We start from the raw sequence: 15,804 nt of genomic DNA on the forward strand, positions 1-15,804 counted from the left end.
GCTGCGTCTTTCTCTTCTGGTGTCATAGTTGACGCATCGATAGCTTTTTCTGCTTCTGCTTGTTTCGCTTCGAGTTCTTTGACCTCGTCTGCTAACTTGTCAGCAATAGTATCTTTCGCTTCTGCCTTATCAGTAATCAAGTCAAGAGCCGCTTCTGCACCATTTTCTAGATCAGCTAGAGTAGTTTCACCTGCAGTTTGTGCTGCTTTTGCTTCTTCAGGAGTAGTTGCTGCATCAACATTATCTTTAGCAACACCAGCTGCATCGTTCAATGCTTTCTTAGCAATTTCAGCTGCATCCGTGATGTCTTTAACTGCCGCATCTTTTTGATCTGGAGTCAAGTCAGGATTGTTGGTGATAGCTGCAATTTCAGCATTCTTCTTGTCTTCAAGTGCTTTTGTTTCGTCAGCCAATTTCTTGTCGATTGCTTCTTTCGCTTTCAACTGAGCCGTGTCTTTTTGGTTAACCTTGAACGGTACGCTCACTGAATCTGTTGTCTTATCTGGGTAAGTCACCGTTACAGGAACAGCAATGTCCGATTCTTGACCAGCAGGTGCTTTAACTGAAACTTCACCGGTTGGGCTTACTGAGATTTCATAACCAAGTGCTTCTTTTTCAGCTTTAAAGGCTGGATCGATTGCATAAGTTGTACCCGCAGGTGCAGTTGTTGCAGCTCCATTTGCATCGTTGATAACGATTGGTTGTGTCACTGCTGTGCCACTGCCTGGTACCAAGCTAGTGTTTTCAGCTGCAGTAGCTGTCAAGGTATCTGCATATTTATCGATGATCACCTTAACGACTACATCTTTGTAAACATTTGACAAAGTGACAACACGAACTTTTACATCGTATTCACCTGGTGCTGTTGGAACTGTTTCACCTGGTGCCAGATCCATTTTATACATAGTTGTAGGATCCGCAACTACAGTATTAGAATTACCAGTATTGACTTTAACTTTTGCAAGGATTTCATCCTTGGTTACTGTTTCACCAGCCTGCTTTTTCAAAGTACCATCAGCAGTCGCATCCATGATGTGCGTTGCTTGACGATTATCAACATTGTTAACGTTAGTGTTTACAAATTCTAACTTGTTATTACCATCGGTCACACCAAATGAACGGCTGTATACACCAACACCTGCTGTTGGTGTACCTGTTGCATAACCAACTGATTGATTTGCCTCAGCACTTGCTTCTGGAGTAATCGTGATACCTGCAATTGAACTCACTCTATTGCTAGGAGATTGATAATAGCTAATCGCATCTACACCATCTTTATCCTCAACAGTCACAACTTTTACTTTATCAACATTATCTGCTGTGTAAGTTCCTGCTGCTACTGTTTGAATTGGCGAGCCCTTGAAGACATAAAGGTTTGATTTATCAATTCCAACTGTACGTGTATCGTTTACTGGTACCCAGTTGTAGATGGTCTGACCGTAAGGGTTGGTTGTCTCAACTTTGATTTCGTAGTTTTTACCTGCTGGGAGGGTGTTTAGGGTTGCTGTAGAAAGAGTTTGCTCGGCTGTTGTTCCTGTTAAGCGGTACCCTACGATTTTACGAGTGTACTCTGATGTAGGAACAGTCAGTGAACGGTTGGTATTTCCAGAACCACTTGTTACATCAATTGTCAGCTTGCCGAAGATATTTGCTTCTGTCAAGTCTGACGCTGCTGCAACAGTTAAATCTGTATTGTCAGCACGTTTATCAGTGTAACCAACAACGAAGAATGGGTTACTATAGGATACGTTTCCAGCTGTATCGGTCATTTTAACGACACGTGAGTAGAAACGACCTGGAGCAACAGGGAACTCACCACTCAGCTTACCTTCGGCATCTAAACGAAGTTGATTACTGTTTTCTCTTCCTAGGTTTCCAGTTTCCGCAGACATCGGAGGATGACCATTTGTAGTCAATGTCTCTGGTTTACCTGCTTCATATGCAGTGACATTTCCTGGCACTCCGTAAGAGATTGTTACAGCATCATTTTCTGGATCTGTCGCAAGGAATTTTCTTGTTACTTCAGATGTACCAAAATCTGGTGCAGTTTTACTACCTGAAGTTGATACTGCCTCTGTAGTTCCTGTAACATTACCAAAGACAAAGAGTGCTTCAAGTTGTCTGTTATCGTCATTCTTAACAGTTGTTCCTGGATTGACACCGATGGTTGGCATGCTTGGTGCAGCATTAAGAATGACTTTAACAGTATTCTCAATCGTTTGGCCATGGACGTTTGTTGAAAGAACAGTCACATCATATGTCCCTGCTTCTGTAGGAAGAGAGCCTGTAACCGGAGTACCTGAAACAACAGTACCGTCAGCTTCAGCAACTTTGACATAATTTTTGATTTCATGCCAGATTTGCTTGCCAGCCTTATCAGTATCTGCAACGGTAGTAGAAGTACCTGTTGCACGAGCAGTTAGTGTAGAGTTGAAATGTTGCTCAAAGGCAATGTTTAAAGGACCTGCAGTAGCTTCGGTAGTAGAGCTTGTGTCGTTTCCACGTGTCACATCTGACTTAACTTTTGCAAGGATTTCATTAGCAGTCACTCCCGCCGTAACTGCTTTACGAACTGGATCCTCATCTGTTTTTACAACAGTATACGGTACAAAAGTGAAGAGGGATTCTGCTGTCTCTGTACCAGAGGTAGCTTTAAACTTCCATGAGAAGGCATCCCCAGCGACTTTGATTGTATGACTACCATAAAGAATACCCGTATCTGAATCTTGCAAACCAAAGTTTGTAGCATTCTTAATAGGGTAGTTTTCACCGTTCAAAATTTGAATGGTTGCCGCTGGATTAGAAGCAGTTACACGCATTTGGCTGTCCGTCTGTGTCAATTCCTTACCAATCAGACCAAAATAGAAGTCTTGACCATTGTAAACTTGTTGTTTTACGTTGGTTGCGTAATCACGGATATGGTTTGGATAATCTAGACGAACTGCACCAGTGCTTGACGATGTTAGTGTAAGGGCTTGACTTGTCGCATCCAACATCGCCGTCAAGATTCCATCTTTATCGACTTTCAACATTTCAGCCGCAAGGTTTTGTGTGCTTGTGCGTACTGTGTCGATTTGGTCATCGAGTTCTGCTTCTGTTGCAGCGGTATTTGCCAAGACTTCATTAGCGGTAGCAGCTACTGCTTTCGTTTCGTTAGCAGCTGTTTCAAGGGCAGTGTTACCAGCTTGCTCTTTCGCTACTTGGCGGAGAGCTTCGTCAGCAAGCAAGTCTGCTTCTAAAGACAATCGCATCAAGACATCACGGTTTGACAATTGTGATGCTGCAATCTCTTCTTCTTTAGATTTTTTCGTTACGGCAAAAACTAATATATTTGTTTGGTTTTCAACCAATTGAACAACAACTTTTGCCTTATCTTGAACCAATTCCCAACCAGAAGGCATATTCTCAGATGCAGAAACTGTTACTTGTGTTTTAGCAGTATCATCAGTCGTTGTTACAGCTACAAGGTGACCTCTTCTGTCAACAGTTTCGTTCGCTTCATTGACGTAATGCGTGATGTAGCTAAGGTATGCTGTGCGTTCTGTTTTGTTAGAAACTGTCTCAGTGGCTGCTGCAGCAACCGCAGCAGTATTCGCTACTTCAGAAGTTGCTTTTGTTGAAGTTTCAGATGCTGCTACAGTTGTTGAGTTTACTGTTTCAGAAGTCGCTGTTGATGTCTCTTCTGAAGTTGCTGCCGAATCCTCAGTTGTTGCTACTTCTGACGTTGCTTTCTCAACGACAACTGTAAATACATTTTCAGCATTTTCAGTAACTGTTTCTTGACCCAAACCTGATACAAGTGCATACCCTTCTGGGACAAGATCAGTTGTCAAATTAGCGGTTGCTACGGCTGTTGCTTCTGTTGTTTGAACTGAAACATTTTTTGTTTGCGTATTGATTACTGTGCCTGCTTGATCCACCACATTTACTGTGTAGGACACTGAGGCTAACCGCTCGCTTGGTACAACTGTTGATGTCGGTTCTGCTGTGTTCGCATGCACAATAGGGCTACTTGCGATTGCTCCTCCAAAAATCACGTTAGCAATGACCGCCGAAGCTAAACCAAAGCTAAACTTACGAAAAGAAAAACGTTGTTCTTTTCTAAACATATCTTTACTAGACATGAATTTCCTCCAATATTATAATAAGTTATACTATGTGTAGCTATTAGGATATCATCATACTTTAAGCCAAACAAAAATACCCCCCCCTGCTTTAAAAAGTTAGCAGGGGAGGTATCTTCTGCGGTATGCTCATTTCCGAACATGGTTTGTCGGTCATCAGTAACAATTACTCTGCAAAAATCTACATAAGTACAACGAGTAAATTATAGCACAATTATATCTGAAAAAGCAAGAAAAATGCTTGGAATTCTCGTGTATTTTAACTTTTTTTGTAAAAATTTTACAGTTAGAATTTGACTTGGTTTTCTGAGCACGTTTTCATGTTATTTTTCTGAGAATGGGTGTCTTGTTTTCTTGGGTGGTTAACATCGTTTTCCGAATGTTTTCTGTATTCTTTTGTGTATTTTTCAAAAAGAGCGAACAAAACAACAAGGATATCCATGCGACAGGTGGAGAGGGGTGGCTCGATAGTTACGCATCTATAAATAGAGGTACTTGAAATAGAGGTGCTTGGTTATAGGTGTTTTAGCAGAGGGGAGAATGATGGTGCATAGATATGTATTGACTGATGGAGGGACAGGTGGGTGCTTTGATATATATGTCCAAGAAGAGTGCCAGGAGATTGAGGAGTTGTGCGTTGATGTATAGAGGCTTGGATATATGTGTATTGACAAAAGGGTGTGGTCATGGAGGTATAGGTGGGAGTGGAAAAGATGGTGTCGCTTGGATATGTATGTTTGAGTAGAAGAAGGGTGTTTTTGCATATATATGTTTGTTTAGGCGAAAGAAGAATGTTGGCGCTTATATATATGTGTTTGTTCAAGCAGAAGAAGGATATCGGCGCATAGATATGTGTGTAGGTTGTGTACTTTTATATCTTTACATATCGAGGTTGGTTGTGGTGAATACAGGGGATTGAATTAAGCAAGGGACAGTTTTAGGTTATCGTATCAGCAGCCCACTCCCAAAATAACTTTAGGATTCTCAAATTTACAAACATAGATGTGTCCTGTTTTTTGATTCATCTGGATATACGAGTGCAAAACACAAAAAACCTCGAAATAAGCAGTTTCCGAGGGAGTTGATAGATTCTGTAAATTTCAGGGCATGTTCTGCCTAGGCGATAATCTTGTCAGGCTGAATGGTAAAATCACGATTGCCGAAAAACTCGAACCATTTTTTGACATCGTAGTCGGAAATGGTTTCGGGTTATATGGAGGGTGGATATTAGCTATTTGCGTTCAACTCACTTTGAAGTTGGAGAACACGCTCGAGAGGAAGGTTTAGATTTTCAGCTATTGCGTCCGCTGGAAAACCAGACCTCAAGAAATTACGGGCAGAGGTGATTTGAAGTTCTTCACGTGCTTCCTCCTGTGCAGTCACCAAAGTGGCATAACTAACTTCAAGACTATCCAATTGCTTGTCCCACATGTCTTGTTCCTCCTTTGTCCAGGTTGTAAAGTCTAAGGCGTGTTCTGCCTGGGAGATAATCTTGTCAGGCTGAATGGTAAAATCTCGGTTGCCGAAAAACTCGAACCATTTTTTGACATCGTAATCGGAAATGGTTTCGGGTTATATGGAGGGCAGATATTAGCTATTTGCGTTCAACTCGCTTTGAAGCTGGAGAACACGCTCGAGAGGGAGGTTTAAACTGTTCGATATGATATCAATATTAACTCCAGCTAACAATAAATTGCGAGCAGAGTATATAAGTCCTTCTTCACGGCCTTCTTCACGGCCACGCTCCAACCCCTCTTCAAATCCGTCTTCTAATGCTGTCATCAGTGTAGCATAACTAACCTCAAGGCTATCGATTTGCTTATCCCACATGTCTTTTTCCTCCTTTGTCCAGGTTGTAAAGTCTAAGGCGTGTTCTGCCTGGGCGATAATCTTGTCAGGCTGAATGGTAAAATCACGATTACCGAAAAACTCGAACCATTTTTTGACATCGTAATCGGAAATGGTTTCGGGCTGATATTTTTCTAACTCCAGAAAAGCCATTTTCAAGAGACCGTGCTGTTTGGAGCTGTTTTTGGGTTTGACTGTCAGCTCTTCATTGGTCTCCTCTTCACGCAAAGAAAAAATGTGGAAGGGCTTATCGTCGTCGAAATAATTTTTCTCCAAGAGAGCGATACCGTAAACGGGGTAAATCCTCTCGTGAGTGAAGTGGGTGTGACCATATTCCTGCCGAATTTTTTCAACGTTATCATGCACCTGCGTACAAATGTAGGCCCACAAGCGATTGACGAAAGTCTTTTGCTTGGCAATCTGGATTTCAATGACAACTTGGGTCCCATCATCCAGCTTGACTAGAATGTCAGTCACAGTATAGAAGCCCTTGGGTAAATCATCATTTGGCAGGCGAATCTGATGACCGTCCAGCAGTTCAACTTCTTGAACAGGCAAGTCCAAAATATCTGAAATAAAAGCCTTGGTCACTTCCGTGTTTTGAAAAATTTTCTTGGCAACCGTGTCTTGTGTTGGTTTTAATAGGGTATGTCTCACTATACCACATCCTTTCATTTGATTTTTCATGGTAGAGCCAGTTTTTTGTCTCTACTTATTTATTCGAAATCAAATGAAAAACTTTTCTATATATAGTATACCACAAATGAAAAAAGTAACCCACCACAAAATGTGATGAGTTCGTTTCTAGGTATGTACAAAATTTTCTTTACAAATTTTCAAAAGCTAGACTTGGCTTGGCATTCAAATCCCAACCAGCAAAGTTTTCCTTGTTGTATTCGCTAACGGCTGCCAAGGCAATCATACCAGCATTGTCACCGCAGAGGCGAAGCGGGGGAATGATGACCTCCACATCGGTGATTTCAGCTGCCAACCGCTCTCGTAATCCCTGATTGGCTGCTACACCGCCCGCTACGACCAAGGTCTTAACAGGGTATTTCTCCAAGGCCTTCTTGGTCTTAGCCATGAGAATGTCCATAACACAGGCTTGGAAAGAAGCTGACAGGTCCGCATTGGACAAGGTTTCCCCTTTCTGCTGGGCATTGTGGTAGAGGTTGATAAAGGCGGATTTCAAACCTGAAAAAGAAAACTCCAGATTATCTTCTTTTATCATAGCACGAGGGAAGTCATAAATGTCTTGCCCCTCATGAGCCAATTCATCAATAATACGACCAGCTGGATAGGGGAGACCCATGACCCGCCCTACCTTATCATAGGCCTCGCCAACCGCATCATCTCGCGTTTCACCGACAATCTTGTAGTCACCCGCCTCTGACACATAGACCAACTCCGTATGCCCACCGCTGACCAAAAGAGCCAAAAGCGGAAACTCCAACTCCTTGACCGCACGCGCCGCCATCAAGTGCCCTGCCATATGATTGACAGGAATGAGCGGCAAGCCATTAGCCCAAGCAAAGGCCTTGGCAGCCGACATCCCGACCAGCAAAGCACCGACCAAGCCAGGCCCATAGGTCACAGCCACAGCCGTCAAATCCTCTGCCGTCACCTCCGCCTCCAACAAGGCCTCCTCGATACAGGCCGTAATCACTTCCACATGGTGACGGCTGGCCACCTCGGGCACCACCCCACCAAACCGCTGGTGGCTGGCAATCTGGCTGGCAATGACATTGGACAAAAGCTCCGCATCATTTCGCAAAACAGCCACCGAGGTCTCGTCACACGAAGTCTCAATCGCCAAAATCAATCTATCTTTCATCACGTTCTCTCTTCATTAGCACCGCGTCCTCGACAGGATTACGGTAGTAGTCTTTTCGTTTTCCTATTTTGGTAAAAAGCTGGCGTGTATAGAGGGCCTGAGCTGCCCTATTGGACTCCCTCACTTCGAGGAAGATGTCCCCCTCCCAGTCCATCACAGCAGCCATCAGTTGACTGGCGATTCCCAACCTCTGAAAATCAATCTTGACAGCAATCTGCAAGATTTCCATCTCATCCAGCACCGTCTGCACAGCCAAAAATCCGACCAATTCCTGACCCTCATAAGCCAGATAATAGTCCTCGTCCTGACTAGCCATACTGGACACAATCTGCTCCAAATTCCAAGGAGATTGGTCATAGACCGACTGCATAACTGCCAAAACAGCCTCTGCCAGATTTTCCTGGCCATCATAGTGTTTAATCTCTATCATACACGTTTGATATAACTTTCTGAGCCAGCTTGGTTGTCCTTGAGCCAGTTCTCCTCTGCCTCTACTCGCTTGAGATAGTTGGGCTCAAAGCTGGTGACATCTACTGCTGGCAAGTCTTGACCAATCACCGCCAGCTGATAGGCAGACGGCAGACTAGTTTGGTAATGGGCAGTCGGCAGAGCTTGCTCGATTTGCTCCTTAAAGTTCTCAACTTCTCCGACAAAGGTGATATTTTTCTTGCCAGACAGGCTAGATAGTAAGTCTTCAAAAGACCAGTAGCAGTCTGGCTCGACTGCTCTGCCATTTTCATAAACACCCGCATAGACACTGTTACGGCGGGCATCGATGAGGGGGACCACCAGACCCGTCAGGCTGGGCGGAACCAGGGACTGAAGACTGGATAGCCCCACCAAGTCGATCTTGAGAGTGTAGGCCAGAGTCTTGGCAGTCGCCACCGCCACCCGCAGACCCGTGTAGGAGCCAGGCCCCTGAGCAACCACAATCCGCTCCAGGTCTTTGGGCATCCAGCCAACCTGTGCCACCAAAAAATCGACCACAGGCATGAGGCTGATACTATGATTTTTCTTGACGGCCAGCAGGGTTTCCGCCTGCAAACGACCGTCCTCCACCAAGGCAACCGATAAGGCCTGGTTGGAGCTGTCTAGGGCTAGTATTTTCATAAGTTTCTCTTTCTTTACAAGTCTACTCTCTATTGTAAGCTATCTTGGATATTTTTTCAAATAATGAAAAGACTGGGTTGTGCTTTCCCAGTCTTTTCAGTGCTGTAGAATGAATAAGTACGAGTAAAGAGATAATAGCTCGAAAAACAGCCATAATCAGTTGATTTTTCGATAGTGTTTTTTAATATAACTGTAAAAAGTATGAATAGCAATACTGTTCAAGAATAACAAGCCAAAACCTAATGTTATCAAAGAATCCGAGGTGACCGCCCCCTTATCCCAAGCATTTTTTAAAAAATACAATGCAAATAACTCTTGAACCGTTAACGCTATAACAATCATTATAGCTACTTTTTTCATACTAGCTTTCACTACCTTTCTTTAATTCTACTATCTGGTCATACTGAATATCCTCATCGATATGGTGGGCAATTTCCAATATCATAATCGGTAAGGAATGCAGGAGTTTGCGTACCGCCTTGCCATTTTTCTCATCCAAGGCTGCAGTCACTTCATCTGCTAGGAGAATGTCCTTCTTCCGCAAGAGGAAACGGGCGATTTCCAGACGGACCCGTTGACCACCTGAGATATTTTCACCGTTGTTTTCTACCTTCACATTGAGAATATCTGTAAATTCCTCAAGTAGCCCAACCTGCCCCAGAACATCCAACAGTTCTTGGTCTGTGAAATCATCGCCCAAGGTCAGATTGTAACGAATGGTATCGCTAAATAAAAACGGACTTTGGCTAATCAAACCGATATTGCCCTGAAAATCCTCTCGCTCCTGACCACCAGCCTCCGTCACATAAACACGACCTCTATCCGCTGTTTCTTGCCCTAGCAAAATCCGAAAGAGCGTTGTCTTACCCGAACCACTGACACCTTTGATTAAAACCTTATCTCCCATTTTGATAGTCACATTCAACCCAGCAAACAGCTGCTTATCGCCATAGGCTTTGGCTAAACCTTTCATATGCAAGCCCTGAATGTCAGACAGATGACTTTCTTTACGCTCCACAAAATCAGGTTCTGTTTCCAAAATGCCAAAGATTTTATCTGCAATCGCCTGAGCCCCCTGAATGCCTTCCGCTTGATACATCAAGTTTTGAATTGGCCCAGCCAAACGATTAGCCGCAATAAACATAGTCAGCAAACTAGCAACCGTAATGGCTTCACCATTCATAATCAAGTAAAAACCAATAGCAACAGGCAATATCTGGCTGAAAAACTCCATAAAACCATTAAAGAAAAAGACAATATTGTGGGTAAAAGCATATCGCTGTATGGCTACTTGATACTCTTTAACTATTTGACCTACCCGATGAAAACTATTTTCAGCACTTTGATTCACAAGAAGCGTTTCGCTACCATGGATACTATCGGATACTTCCTCATGAACTTTAGTTCGAAGTTCTGAAAACTCCATCCCAGTATTTTTCAATCTTTTATTTAGTAAAAACTGTGGAATCGGCCTCAAAATCGTACACACCACAAAAATAGAGCCCAACAAAATGTCCTGCATCATGATGTAAAGGGCAGTAACAAGGCTGACAAACCCCCAACATAGGAAACCTGCAATCGGTTCAAGATATCTATCACCCAACAATTCCATATCCTGAGTTAATAGAGTTATCTTATCATTATGGCTATATTTAGAATTTGAAATCAGCTTTCTAAACAAGGATGAGCGAATTCCGATATGAATTTCTCTTCTAAATATATTATTTGTATGATTAGCGAAAAGCATCAGACTATAAATCACAAAATAAACAGACAAACCATACACTAATAGTTGCCAAATTTTTTCAAAACTTAAATCCCCGCTCCCGAGTTGCAATATCTTACTCATTACTAAGGGCTGAGTCAGCATAACTCCGCCATTCATAAAAATACCAAATATCACCAACAATCTGTATTTTTTATCAATATAACGATAAATTCCAAGAATTCTCTTCATAAGCAACCTCCAATAGCAAAAAGAGAGGCTAGCACTCCTCTCAATTTTATCAAACCCTTATGGCATTTGACAAAGATTAACACAAAAATTTGTTGCAGTCTGTAAAAGACCTTCTTCTGTATATTTTTTATTTGTATTTACTACCATAATTTCCTCCTACTAGCCCACATCTAAAATATCATGATAGGATTTAGTCAATGCGAATAGTGCTAGATTCCTCTCAACAACCCTTTGTATACTGCGACACAATACCTCTGATGGATGTTTTGAAATTCGCTTGGCCATTGGGCAATGGCCTGACTTACAAATTAAGACAAACGGGCATGATTTACAGTTTTCTTCCACTTCAATTACCCAGTTCCTTAATCTATCATGATTGATGTATCCCTTGTTTATATTACCAAATATATTTTTATGATGATAAAGTGCCACTGTGCAGGATTGTACAAGTCCTCTCACGTTAAACATATAGTGGCTTGTTCGATTGGCATAACAGGTAAAACGATTGTTTAAAAAGTGACTAATTAAAGTAGTTTTGTAGCCGAGCGAAATAGCGAGTTGAGATAATTCAAAACTTGCATCATACTCTAATAAAGTCACACAATCCTTATCCGAACGCTCACCTTGACCCCAGTTACCAACATTATGATAAGCAAATCCAAATCGCTTATCATTTTTAAAATATACGCCATCTTCATATAGAAAAGATTTTATATTCTCTAGATTCTCTTTTGAAATATTAAATCGAATCGTACAAAAGAAATCTAGTTCACTATCTTTCATAGCTTGTAAATTTTTGTATATCCGTTCGTACGAGCCTCTTTCATTTTTCAAAACCCTCTGACAATCATGACTATTCTGATCCCCATCTAAAGTAATTTGATAGCTGATTACCTTGTACTCAGAAACTAATTTCTTCAACTTATTCAGCGATAATAAGTAACCATTTGTGGTAATAATAGCTAGATATTCCACATTTAGTCTATAACAAATTTCTTTGAATTTTTCAGAAAGATATTGAATCGTACGATATCCGAGCAACGGCTCACCACCAAACCATGAAACTTTGAAAATCTTAAACTTTCCAGTGCTCAATTGTTCTTCCGCAAATCTCAGGATTGCATCCTCTGTCTCTCTTGACATAGAAATGTTTTCAAACTTCTCATAACAATATTTGCAACGAAAATTACAATCTCCGTGCGTTAAAATTGTGAACTCTAATAATGTATCGTCTATCTCACGTATCTTCCTTAACGACTGATTTACTTCATCGTCCTCTGGAAAATAATGAAACTGTTCAAGGTAGGTCTTATATTGCTCTTTGGTTTCCTCGTCAGTCTTCAATTTTTCTAACAATTGTTTCGTGATTAGAAATGAATGATTATTCTTTGTATTGAAATAGACAATACCATCGTCACATTCCTGACGGAGAACATAGGGTGACATCTCCACACGCATACCTCCCTGTCTTTGATTTCATTTATTATTTCTTGTCTAAATTCTAACACAACTCAATTGATACTATTGAAACTTGAAAATATGTAATTTATTTTTATAAAATTACATATTTTCAAGTTAATAATTGCCGTGGAAAAATGAGTTATAATGAAATAAAAAAACAAGGAGGCTTGATTAGCTATGAAGAAGGCATTTTTAAAATCAGTATTTTACCTTTTACTAACCATACCCATTATTATTTATCCAATTCTTCCGACTTCACTAACTATCCTCTTTTAAAACACATAATTTGTAATGACGTTCCAAGAGCATCGATACTTTGCTACTCACTATCAATCCAACGGAGGCAATATATGCCTCTGTTTTAGTTTGAAATTCCATGGAGTCACCTGATTTGATAAGTGAAATACATAGCTTGAAGTAATTCACAAAAATCTGTTCAAAAGCATCTGTTGTCTCAACCATCCTCTCCAGTTCCGTCAAAAATTCTTCCGCTAAACCGTACTTCTTTCGTTCTATCATTTCTCCGACTGAATTGATTAGTATTTTTTTCAAATAATCTCTATGCTTCCTTAAATTTCGATAACTTTTGGATTTATTCTTCAACTCAGATAATAAACTAACAATCATATGATCATTCAACAACATTTGCGCATTCAAAAACAAATACAACTCAAAACTCGTCCACTCCTCAATGGCAAAGAGATAATCTGAGAGAAACTCTCTGTCCTCATCGTCAAAATCAGATTGACCATCTAAGGTAGCTAGTGCCACCTTGATGACAAGTCTATTTAACCTAGCATAGAGATTTCCCTCAGCTTTCAAGAGATCTGATTCCAACAAGGCCTGCAACCCATCCCTATCTTGTTGATAATACAAATCTGAAATCAGATTAGCTAGCTCAATATGGGGCGCTTCCTTGTAGCCATGATATTTGTAGGTGAACTCCTCCATGGTCATGTTGATACCCTCGACAGCTACGATCAACTTATCCGCTGCCAACATAGACTTGCCCGACTCAAAGCGTGATAGCTGGGCTGCTGTAAAGTCTCCTCTGACAACATCCTTTTGCTTAACCAAGCGAGAACCACGGAGTTCTCGATAAAACTCCCCTAAACCCATTTGTGGTACTGTCCCCATGACTCATCCCCTCTCTTGATGCATTGAAAATTCCGTTTTTATTCATTATAATATCCAAATATATATTTGTCAATCTCGCTCATTTATCCATTTATTCTCTGCTTGTTTCTGAAAATCTCGACACTTTTCCATTTTCCTACCAAACCCTTTTACCATCAGCATATTTTATGGTATAATGAAGAGTACATTTAGACTGAATAAATTAACAACTCGAGAAAATTGAATAGGCATTACCAGACAGCCCCAACTGTTTGGGGCTTTTTTCATAGTTGCCAGTCAAAAAGAAAGGAACTATACTACACATGATTTATAAAGTATTCTATCAAGAATCAAAAATTAGCCCACGTCGCGAACAAACACGCGCTCTTTATCTAGACATCGATGCTGCATCAGAATTGGAAGGTCGTATTATCGCGCGTGAATTGGTGGAAACCAACTGCCCTGAATACAACATCGAATTTATCGACCTCTTATCAGACAATCATCTTGAATACGAGAAAGAGCACGCAGATTTCAAAATTACGGAGTTTTAATCCATGTCATCAGTCAATCTAAAACCTCATGAAGTTGGCGTTTTCGCCATCGGTGGTTTGGGAGAAATCGGGAAAAATACCTACGGTATCGAGTATAAGGATGAAATTCTCATCGTCGATGCCGGTATCAAGTTCCCAGAAGATGACCTATTGGGTATCGACTACGTTATCCCAGACTACTCCTACATCGTTGAAAACCTAGACCGCGTTAAAGGTCTGGTTATTACCCACGGGCACGAAGACCACATCGGAGGCATTCCTTTCTTGCTCAAGCAAGCCAATGTCCCAATCTATGCTGGACCTTTAGCCCTCGCCCTCATTCGAGGCAAATTGGAAGAACACGGACTGCTCCGTGATGCGACTCTGCATGAAATCAATCATAATACAGAGTTGACCTTCAAGCACCTCAAAGTCAGCTTCTTCCGTACCACCCACTCCATTCCAGAACCACTCGGTATCGTCGTTGACACCCCGCAAGGAAAAATCGTCTGTACCGGTGACTTCAAGTTCGATTTCACTCCAGTTGGCGAGCCAGCAGACCTTCACCGCATGGCTGCCCTCGGTGAAGAAGGCGTTCTCTGCCTCCTCTCCGACTCTACCAACGCCGAAGTTCCGACCTTTACCAACTCGGAAAAAGTGGTCGGTCAATCCATCATGAAGCTGATTGAAGGCATTCATGGACGCATCATCTTTGCTTCCTTTGCCTCCAACATCTTCCGTCTGCAACAGGCAGCTGATGCCGCCGTTAAGACCGGCCGCAAAATTGCTGTCTTTGGACGCTCCATGGAAAAAGCCATTGTTAATGGTATCGAGCTCGGCTACATCAAGGTGCCTAAGGATACCTTTATCGAACCAAACGAGATCAAAGAATATCCTGCCAGTGAGATTATGATTCTCTGTACAGGTAGCCAGGGTGAGCCTATGGCCGCCCTCTCCCGCATCGCCCACGGTACCCACCGTCAAGTACAACTCCAGCCAGGCGACACGGTCATCTTCTCGTCCAGTCCTATTCCGGGAAATACCACAGGTGTCAACAAGTTGATCAATATCCTGATTGAAGCCGGTGTCGATGTCATTCACGGTAAGATCAACAACATCCATACCTCTGGGCACGGCGGCCAGCAAGAGCAAAAACTCATGCTTCGCCTAATCAAGCCAAAATACTTCATGCCTGTCCATGGCGAATACCGTATGCAAAAAATCCATGCTAGTCTGGCAGTTGATACAGGCGTGCCAAAAGACAACATCTTCATCATGGAAAACGGTGATGTCCTTGCTCTGACAAAAGATTCTGCACGCTTAGCCGGGCACTTCAATGCCCAAGACATCTATGTGGACGGAAACCGTATCGGTGAAATCGGTGCAGCTGTCCTCAAAGACCGCCGTGACCTCTCAGAAGACGGTGTCGTTCTAGCTGTTGCAACCGTTGACTTCAAATCCAAGATGATTCTTGCAGGTCCAGATATTCTCAGCCGTGGTTTTATCTACATGCGTGAATCTGGTGATCTGATCCGTGAGAGTCAACGCGTCCTTTTCAACGCTATCCGAATTGCCATGCGCAACAAGGATGCCAATATCCAGACGGTTAACGGAGCCATTGTTAACGCCCTACGACCATTCCTATACGAAAAAACAGAACGTGAGCCAATCATCATCCCAATGATTCTCACACCTGATCAATAACACACTAAAATCCCACAGGTATAACCTCTGGGTTTTTTGCTTAATCTAGCTTACCTTTGTTAAATAATACAGTTGCTACAATGGACAAAACAAATTAGGATAGCTACATCTGGTTGG

At 42.0% G+C, this 15,804-nt stretch carries 12 protein-coding genes; 2 read left to right on the top strand and 10 right to left on the bottom strand.

Annotated elements, in window-relative coordinates:
* The 10 genes from SST62_RS1000000112790 to SST62_RS0107485 form a co-directional block, all read right to left on the bottom strand.
* Window positions 1-4,124 (bottom strand): YPDG domain-containing protein (locus SST62_RS1000000112790; protein WP_032499391.1); only part of this gene is annotated, 4,124 nt, incomplete at its 3' end.
* 1,227 nt (window positions 4,125-5,351) lie between these two features.
* Window positions 5,352-5,555, bottom strand: a complete 204-nt coding sequence (locus SST62_RS0107440) for a hypothetical protein (protein ID WP_029186855.1) — start codon at window positions 5,553-5,555, stop codon at window positions 5,352-5,354.
* Between the two features lie 159 nt (window positions 5,556-5,714).
* On the bottom strand, window positions 5,715-6,629 hold the full coding sequence (locus tag SST62_RS0107445; protein WP_050571898.1) for an Rpn family recombination-promoting nuclease/putative transposase: 915 nt from the start codon (window positions 6,627-6,629) through the stop codon (window positions 5,715-5,717).
* 169 nt (window positions 6,630-6,798) lie between these two features.
* On the bottom strand, window positions 6,799-7,806 hold the full coding sequence (gene tsaD / locus SST62_RS0107450) for a tRNA (adenosine(37)-N6)-threonylcarbamoyltransferase complex transferase subunit TsaD (RefSeq protein ID WP_029186857.1): 1,008 nt from the start codon (window positions 7,804-7,806) through the stop codon (window positions 6,799-6,801).
* Window positions 7,796-8,236: a ribosomal protein S18-alanine N-acetyltransferase gene (rimI, locus tag SST62_RS0107455; protein ID WP_029186858.1), complete on the bottom strand. Its 441-nt coding sequence runs from the start codon at window positions 8,234-8,236 to the stop codon at window positions 7,796-7,798. Before rimI ends, tsaD begins: the two co-directional genes overlap by 11 nt.
* Window positions 8,233-8,916: a tRNA (adenosine(37)-N6)-threonylcarbamoyltransferase complex dimerization subunit type 1 TsaB gene (gene tsaB / locus SST62_RS0107460; protein WP_029186859.1), complete on the bottom strand. Its 684-nt coding sequence runs from the start codon at window positions 8,914-8,916 to the stop codon at window positions 8,233-8,235. Before tsaB ends, rimI begins: the two co-directional genes overlap by 4 nt.
* A gap of 156 nt (window positions 8,917-9,072) precedes the next feature.
* Window positions 9,073-9,276 carry a hypothetical protein gene (locus SST62_RS0107465; protein WP_029942694.1) on the bottom strand — a complete coding sequence of 68 codons (204 nt, stop codon included), beginning with the start codon at window positions 9,274-9,276 and terminating at the stop codon, window positions 9,073-9,075.
* Window position 9,277: 1 nt separating this feature from the next.
* A complete protein-coding gene (locus tag SST62_RS0107470) occupies window positions 9,278-10,873 on the bottom strand; it encodes an ABC transporter ATP-binding protein (protein ID WP_029942696.1) in 1,596 nt (531 codons plus the stop codon).
* A 159-nt stretch (window positions 10,874-11,032) separates the two neighbouring features.
* Window positions 11,033-12,325 carry a radical SAM protein gene (locus tag SST62_RS0107480; protein ID WP_029186862.1) on the bottom strand — a complete coding sequence of 431 codons (1,293 nt, stop codon included), beginning with the start codon at window positions 12,323-12,325 and terminating at the stop codon, window positions 11,033-11,035.
* A gap of 267 nt (window positions 12,326-12,592) precedes the next feature.
* The gene (locus SST62_RS0107485) at window positions 12,593-13,471 is read right to left on the bottom strand and encodes an Rgg/GadR/MutR family transcriptional regulator (RefSeq protein WP_029186863.1); all 879 of its coding nucleotides are present in this window, start codon (window positions 13,469-13,471) and stop codon (window positions 12,593-12,595) included.
* A gap of 302 nt (window positions 13,472-13,773) precedes the next feature.
* On the opposite strand from SST62_RS0107485, the gene SST62_RS0107490 reads away from it, so the two are divergent.
* The gene (locus tag SST62_RS0107490; RefSeq protein WP_029171629.1) at window positions 13,774-14,004 is read left to right on the top strand and encodes a DNA-dependent RNA polymerase subunit epsilon; all 231 of its coding nucleotides are present in this window, start codon (window positions 13,774-13,776) and stop codon (window positions 14,002-14,004) included.
* 3 nt (window positions 14,005-14,007) lie between these two features.
* Window positions 14,008-15,687 carry a ribonuclease J1 gene (rnjA, locus tag SST62_RS0107495; RefSeq protein WP_029186864.1) on the top strand — a complete coding sequence of 560 codons (1,680 nt, stop codon included), beginning with the start codon at window positions 14,008-14,010 and terminating at the stop codon, window positions 15,685-15,687.
* Window positions 15,688-15,804: the final 117 nt, after the last annotated feature.

Source organism: Streptococcus suis YS56, from assembly GCF_000440115.1.
Classification (GTDB): Bacteria; Bacillota; Bacilli; order Lactobacillales; family Streptococcaceae; genus Streptococcus; species Streptococcus suis_L.